A 7,006-nucleotide genomic window follows, 5' to 3' on the forward strand; every position below is an offset into this window, starting at 1 on the left:
GCCGCGCCTGCGGCGGCCTGACCGGCGGCGCGGGCGCGCCCCGTCAGATCTCCAGCGACTCCAGCATCTCGGTGACCAGCGCCGCGACGGGCGACCGCTCGGAGCGCGTCAGGGTCACGTGCGCGAACAGCGGGTGCCCCTTCATCGCCTCGATCACGGCGGCGACGCCGTCGTGCCGGCCGACCCTCAGGTTGTCGCGCTGCGCGACGTCGTGCGTGAGGACCACGCGCGAGTCCTGCCCGATGCGGGACAGCACCGTGAGGAGCACGTTCCGCTCGAGGGACTGGGCCTCGTCCACGATGACGAACGCGTCGTGCAGCGAGCGTCCGCGGATGTGGGTCAGCGGCAGCACCTCGAGCATCTCGCGGTCGATCACCTCGTCGACGACGTCGGGCGAGACGAGCGCGCCGAGCGTGTCGTACACCGCCTGCGCCCAGGGATTCATCTTCTCGGACTCGGACCCGGGCAGGTAGCCGAGCTCCTGCCCGCCCACCGCGTACAGCGGGCGGAACACGATCACCTTGCGGTGCTGCCGGCGCTCGAGCACCGCCTCCAGGCCGGCGCACAGCGCCAGCGCCGACTTGCCGGTACCGGCGCGCCCGCCCAGCGACAGGATCCCCACCTCCGGGTCCAGCAGCAGGTCGATGGCGATGCGCTGCTCCGCGGAGCGGCCGTGCACGCCGAAGACGTCCTGGTCGCCGCGCACGAGCCGGACCGTCTTGTCGGCCGTGACGCGGCCGAGTGCCGAGCCGCCCGGCGAGTGGATCACCAGCCCGGTGTGGCACAGCAACGGCGAGGCGGCCTCGACGACCGCCGGGTCCAGGGCGGCCAGCTCCACCTCGCCGCCCTCGTACAGGGTGCCCACCTGCTCGTCGGCGACGTCGATCTCGCGCATCCCCGTCCAGCCCGAGTCGACGGCGAGCTCGTGGCGGTACTCCTCCGCGCGCAGGCCCACGGCCGACGCCTTGACCCGCATCGGCAGGTCCTTGGAGACCACGGTGACGTCGCAGCCCTCGGCCGCGAGGTTCGCCGCCACGGACAGGATCCGGGTGTCGTTGTCGCCGAGCCGGAACCCGGCGGGCAGCACCTGCGGATCGGTGTGGTTGAGCTCCACCCGCAGCGTGCCGCCCGCCTCGCCCACCGGGATGGGCGCGTCGAGACGGCCGTGCTTGAGGCGCAGCTCGTCGAGCATCCGCAGCGCGCTGCGCGCGAAGTAGCCGAGCTCGGCGTGGTGCCGTTTGGCCTCCAGCTCCGTGATGACGACGACCGGCAGGACGACGTCGTGCTCGGCGAAGCGGTGGATCGCCCGCGGGTCGGACAACAGCACGGACGTGTCGACGACGAACGTGCGCGGGGTGGTGCCGTCCGGTTCGATGGCGTCGACGGTGTCGCGCTCAGGGACGGGTGCAGTTCGGGCCACGGCGAGCTCCCTCCAGGTGGACGGGCGGCCGCCCCGGGGGCGCCGCGCGGCGCCGGGCCGGAGCCGGCCCTCCCGCACGGAGCGTGAACCCCATCGGCTGGCCTCCCCGAGGACGGCTGGACACCGTCCCTGCCGCCAAACTACGACGCTGTGATTCGCGCCACCACCCCCACGTCGGCGGGTCGGGAAGTTGTCACCCCCCGTTCACGCGTTCGACCCCGCCGCGACGCGGGCAGGAAGGGCGAGCACCATGGAGCCGTGACCCCCCAGCCCTCGACACCCCCCACGCCTGCGGACGACCACCCGACCGCCTGGGTCGTGCTCCTGCGCGGCGTGAACGTCGGCGGGTCCCGCCGCGTGACCTCCGCCGACCTGCGCGAGGCCGCCGCCACGGCGGGCCTGGCCGATGCCCGCACCTACGCCAACAGCGGCAACCTCGTGGCCGTCGGGGCGACGGACGACGGCGACGTCGCCGGGCGCGTCGCGGCCGCGCTGGCCGACCGCCTCGACGGCGACCTGCGCGTCGTCGCCCTGACGGCGGAACGCGCGGCCGCCGTCCTCGCCGCCGACCCGTTCCCCGACTCCGTGGCCGACCACCCGTCCCACGTGCAGGTGCACGTCTCCCCCGAGCCCGTGGACGCCGGCGCCCTCGCGCGGCTGGTGGAGGACCGGCCGGAGCGGGTCGCCGTCGTCGACGGCGTGCTCTACGTGGACTACGTGGTGGGCATCGGCCGGTCGAAGCTCACCCCCGCGCTGGTCGACGGGGCCGCGGGCACCTGGACCACCGCGCGGAACTGGAACACCCTGACGAAGCTGGTGGCGATGGCCCGCGAGGCGACCTGAGACGCCGGGGCCGGCCCCGGCACCGGACGTTAGGCTGGCCCGCGGTGAGCCGGGAAGTCTGGTCGGTGGCACCGGCTGCGACGCCGGTAGGACCATCGACCCCACGACCGGACGGGAGCACCACCCTGACCTCCGAGACCGCCACCCAGCCCATCGGCACCCGCCTGCGCCGCTTCGCCTCGCGCGAGACCACGGGCGGGGCGCTCCTCATCGGCGCCGCCGTCCTCGCGCTGATCTGCGCGAACGCCCCGTGGCGCGAGTCGTACTTCGCGCTGTCCGAGGCGGTGCTCGGCTTCGACCGGCTGGGCCCGCTGTCCGTGCACCTCGACCTCACGGTCGCGGAGTGGGCGGCCGACGGCCTGCTCGCGATCTTCTTCTTCGTCGTCGGCGTGGAGCTCAAGCACGAGTTCGTGGCCGGCAGCCTCCGCAGCCCGAAGGAGGCGGGCGTGCCGATGCTGGCCGCCGTCGGGGGCATGGCGGTGCCCGCGATCCTCTACGCGGTGATCGTCGTCGCGCTGGGCGAGCCCGGCGCCCTCCAGGGGTGGGCCATCCCCACCGCCACCGACATCGCCTTCGCGCTCGGCGTGCTGGCCGTGTTCGGCAAGGGGCTGCCCGCCGCGGTGCGGACCTTCCTGCTCACCCTCGCGGTGGTCGACGACCTGCTCGCGATCATCGTCATCGCCGTCTTCTACACGTCGTCCCTGGACTTCGGCTACCTCGCTGCGTCGCTCGTCGTGATCGTGGTGTTCGGCCTGGTCGTGCGCTCCCGCCGCCCGTACTGGTGGATGCTGGTGCCCCTCTTCGCCGTGGCCTGGGCGTTCATGCACGCCTCCGGCGTGCACGCGACGGTGGCGGGCGTGCTCATGGGCTTCACCGTCGCGGCCCGGCCCGCCTACGGCGAGGCCGCCCCGCGCACGCACCGCTACGAGCGGGCGGTCAAGCCCTGGTCGCAGGGCGTCGCGCTCCCGGTCTTCGCGTTCTTCGCGGCCGGCGTCGACCTGGTCGACGGCGGCGGCGTCACCGAGATCCTCGGGCAGCCCGTGGTCCCGGCCATCACGATCGGGCTCGTGGTGGGCAAGCTCATCGGCGTGCTGGGCACGACCGCGCTGGTCACACGGCTCACCCCGCTCCGGCTCGCGCAGGGCATCGGCGTGCGCGACCTGCTCCCCGTCGGCTTCCTCGCCGGCATCGGGTTCACCGTCGCGCTGCTCGTGTCCGAGCTGTCGTTCGGCCACGCGTCGGAGCACACGGAGGGCGCGAAGGCCGCCATCCTGCTGGGGTCGGTGATCGCCGCCGTGCTCGGCGCCCTCACCCTGCGCTGGGACGCCCGGCGCGCCCGCACGTCCGACATGAACCTCGACGGCGTCGACGACGCCGTCGCCGACTTCATCGGGGACGAGAAGGACCGCAAGGAGCACTGAGGGCGGCAGCCCCGCGGGCGGGGATCCGCGGGGCCGTGCCCGCCGCGAGCGCCGGCTCCCGCCGCGCCACCGCGGCCGTCCGCGCCGCCGGAGCGACGCGGCGTCCGCGGGCGGCCCAGGCCGTGAGGGCCCGGTCGACGACGAACCCGAGCACCGTGCCCACGACGATCCCGACGGCGACGGCGAGCAGCGGGTGGTCGCCCAACGGCTGGGCGGCCACCACCCCGAGGAGCACGGACCACGTCGCCCACGCGAGGGACGCGACGGCCGACAGCCCCATGAAGCGGCGCCGCGAGAACCCGACCGCGCCCGCGGTGACGTTGACCGCCATCCGCCCCACGGGCACGAACCTCGCGCCGAGGACGACGGACGCGCCGCGCCGCTCGAAGGAGCGCGCCGCCCAGGCCACGGCACGCTGTCCGCGCGGGCCGCGCAGGAAGGGGACCCGGGACGTGCCGAGCGCGCGGCCGAGAGCGTAGGCGATCTGGTCGCCGCACCAGGCGCCGAGGGCCGCGACGAGGATCACGAGCGCGAGGTTCACGGCCTGCCCGGTCTCGGCGCCCACCGCCATCATGATGATCACGGTCTCGCCGGGCACGGGCGGGAAGAAGCCGTCGGCCGCGGTCGCCCCGAACAGGGCGGGGAACGCCCAGGCGGAGGACACGAGCGCGAACAGCGTGCTCTCCAGCTGCCCCCAGAACTGGGCCACCCCCGTGGCGATCGCCTCGATCATGCCTCCCACCCTCCGGCGTCGGGGCCGCCCGCCACCATGGGGTGTGCCCCCGGTTCGACCCTGGGGGAACCCTGAGGTGCCCCGGTCGGCCCGGGGTCAGGCGTCGCGTGCCGGGCGGCCGAGCAGCAGGTCGCGGCTGCGCTCCACCTGGTCGCGCAGCGCCCCCAGCAGCGCGGCGACGGCGGGCCGGCGCCAGGACTCCGGGTGCACGACGGCCCAGTAGGGCAGCCGGTCGCGCACCTCGCCCGGGAGCAGCCGCACCAGGTCGGCGTGCCGGTCGGCCATGAAGCACGGCAGGAACCCGACGCCCGCGCCCGCCCGGGTGGCCTCCACGTGCACGAAGACGTTGGTCGACGTGAGCGCGTCGCGCATCCCCGGCACCAGCCGCCGCGGGGCGTCGAGGGCGTCCACCTGGAGCATCGAGTTCACGAAGTAGACCAGACCGTGGCCCGCCAGGTCCGCGGCCGTCGCCGGCGCGCCGCGGCGGGCGAGGTAGTCCCGCGAGGCGTACATGCCGAGCTCGTAGTCGCCGAGCCGCACCGCCTTGGCGCGGCCCACCTGGGGCTCGCCGACCACGACCTCCACGTCGACCCCGGAGCGGTGCTGCGTGGCGTGCCGGGTGACGGTGACCAGCTCGACGGACAGCTCCGGGTGGCGGCTCCGGAGCGCGGCCACGGCCGGCGACGCGACGTAGGCGCTGAACCCGTCGGTCGCCGTCATCCGCACGACCCCCGTGACGGGGTCCGGCTCGCCGTCCGGGGCGGCCAGGCCGGCGACCGCCGCCGCGACGGCCTCGGCGGCTCGGGCCGCGCGCTCCCCCAGCCCGGTGAGCTCCCAGCCGTCGGCGCCGCGCACCAGGACCCGGCCGCCGAGCGCGCGCTCGAGCGCGGCCACGTTGCGCGCGACGGTCGTGTGGTTGACGCCGAGCACCTCGGCCGCGGTCGTGTACCGGCCGGTGCGGGCGACCTCGAGCAGCACGAGGAGCTGGTCGGGCGAGGGCGGCGTCGTCGGCACGCCGGCACCCTACTGCCCGCCGCACCCGATCTGCACCCGTGCACACCGCGCGTGCTCGGTTGGTCGTTGCGCGCACAGCCGTCCGCCCGGCAGCATCCTCGGCGTCAGGTGGCGACGACGCCACGGTGTCAACGACGACACGGAGGAACCATGGCCGCGGGCCAGAACACGGCGCCGGACGGCGCGACGCACGGCACGGGCGACGGCGGCAGCGACCGTTCGCTGCTCACCAGGATCGTGTCCGCCTCGATGGCCGGCACGGTCGTCGAGTGGTACGACTTCTTCCTCTACGCGACCGCGGCGGCGCTCGTCTTCGACAAGGTGCTGATGCCCGCCATGGGCAACGAGTACGACGGCATCATCGCCGCCTTCGTCACGTACGCGATCGGCTTCCTCGCCCGCCCCCTGGGGGGCGTGATCTTCGGCCACCTCGGCGACAAGCTGGGCCGCAAGCACACCCTGCAGGTGACGATCATGATGATCGGCGCCGCGACCGTGCTCATGGGCTGCCTGCCGAGCTACGACGCGATCGGCCTCGCCGCGCCGGCGCTCCTCGTACTGCTGCGCTTCGTCCAGGGCATCGCGCTGGGCGGCGAGTGGGGCGGCGCGGTGCTGCTCGTGGCGGAGCACGCGCCGGACAGCAGCCGCGCCCGGTGGGCCGCGTGGCCGCAGGCCGCCGTCCCGGTGGGCAACCTGCTCGCCACCGCCGTGCTGTGGATCATGTCCACCACGCTGTCCGACGCCGCGTTCCTCTCGTGGGGCTGGCGCGTCGCCTTCTGGCTGTCGGCCGTCGTCGTGCTCGTCGGCTACTGGATCCGCACGACCATCACGGACGCGCCGATCTTCGAGGAGGCGAAGGCCGAGCTCGAGGAGGGCAAGACGTCGGGCTACGGCGTCCGCGACGTCGTCCGGCGGTACCCGCGCGGCGTGCTCACCGGCATGGGCCTGCGGTTCGCGGAGAACATCATGTACTACCTGGTGGTGAGCTTCTCGATCGTCTACCTCGGCACCGGGCTGGGCATGGACACGGCGTCGATCCTCGGCGTCATCGCGATCGCGCACGCGTTCCACTTCGGGGTGATCCTCTGGGTCGGGCGCCTGGCCGACCGACTCGGGCGCAAGCCGGTGTACCTCGCGGGGGCGGTCCTCGGCGGCACCTGGGGCCTGTGGGCGTTCCCCGCGTTCGGCACGAGGAGCACGGTCGTGGCGCTGGTCGTCATCATGGTGGGCCTGCTGTTCCACGCCCTCATGTACGCCGGGCAGCCGGCCATCATGGCCGAGATGTTCCCGACCCGGATGCGGTACTCGGGCGTCTCCATCTCGTACCAGGTGACGTCGATCGTGGCGGGCTCGCTGGCCCCGATCCTCGCCACGACCTGGCTCAAGACCACCGGCTCGTGGTGGCCCACCGCCGTGTACCTGCTGGTGGCCGGCGCGATCACGACCGTGGCCGTGCTGAGCATGCGCGAGACCCGCGGCATCTCCCTGCGCGACCTCGACGCCCGCGACCGCGCCACCGCCGGGGCGGTCGCATGACGGGCGGCACCGCCCGCCCGGCGCCCGGCGGGCCCACGC

The 7,006-nt window shown here is 74.5% G+C and carries 6 protein-coding genes; 3 read left to right on the forward strand and 3 right to left on the reverse strand.

The genetic code is table 11. From position 1 onward, the window contains the following. Positions 1 to 43 precede the first annotated feature (43 nt). Positions 44 to 1,375, reverse strand: coding sequence for a PhoH family protein (locus ACFWEK_RS16770; RefSeq protein WP_430545090.1), 1,332 nt, complete (start codon positions 1,373 to 1,375; stop codon positions 44 to 46). A gap of 303 nt (positions 1,376 to 1,678) precedes the next feature. Here ACFWEK_RS16770 and ACFWEK_RS16775 point away from each other — a divergent pair, with 303 nt between their 5' ends. Beyond that, a complete protein-coding gene (locus tag ACFWEK_RS16775; RefSeq protein ID WP_430554770.1) occupies positions 1,679 to 2,263 on the forward strand; it encodes a DUF1697 domain-containing protein in 585 nt (194 codons plus the stop codon). A 44-nt stretch (positions 2,264 to 2,307) separates the two neighbouring features. After that, positions 2,308 to 3,684 (forward strand): Na+/H+ antiporter NhaA, encoded by a 1,377-nt coding sequence (nhaA, locus tag ACFWEK_RS16780; protein ID WP_430545038.1) that lies wholly within the window; start codon positions 2,308 to 2,310, stop codon positions 3,682 to 3,684. On the opposite strand, the gene ACFWEK_RS16785 is transcribed toward nhaA, so the two are convergent. Both ACFWEK_RS16785 and ACFWEK_RS16790 read right to left on the reverse strand, forming a co-directional pair. Then, positions 3,650 to 4,417 carry a DedA family protein gene (locus ACFWEK_RS16785; RefSeq protein ID WP_430545037.1) on the reverse strand — a complete coding sequence of 256 codons (768 nt, stop codon included), beginning with the start codon at positions 4,415 to 4,417 and terminating at the stop codon, positions 3,650 to 3,652. The genes nhaA and ACFWEK_RS16785 overlap by 35 nt on opposite strands. Positions 4,418 to 4,513: 96 nt before the next feature. Beyond that, positions 4,514 to 5,431: a LysR family transcriptional regulator gene (locus ACFWEK_RS16790; protein ID WP_430554771.1), complete on the reverse strand. Its 918-nt coding sequence runs from the start codon at positions 5,429 to 5,431 to the stop codon at positions 4,514 to 4,516. Positions 5,432 to 5,581: 150 nt separating this feature from the next. On the opposite strand from ACFWEK_RS16790, the gene ACFWEK_RS16795 reads away from it, so the two are divergent. Continuing rightward, entirely contained in the window at positions 5,582 to 6,967 is a 1,386-nt protein-coding gene (locus ACFWEK_RS16795; RefSeq protein ID WP_430545035.1) for an MFS transporter, read from the forward strand. Positions 6,968 to 7,006 lie beyond the last annotated feature (39 nt).

It is taken from the genome of Isoptericola sp. NPDC060257 (assembly GCF_042726645.1).
In the GTDB taxonomy this organism is placed as follows: domain Bacteria; phylum Actinomycetota; class Actinomycetes; order Actinomycetales; family Cellulomonadaceae; genus Isoptericola; species Isoptericola nanjingensis.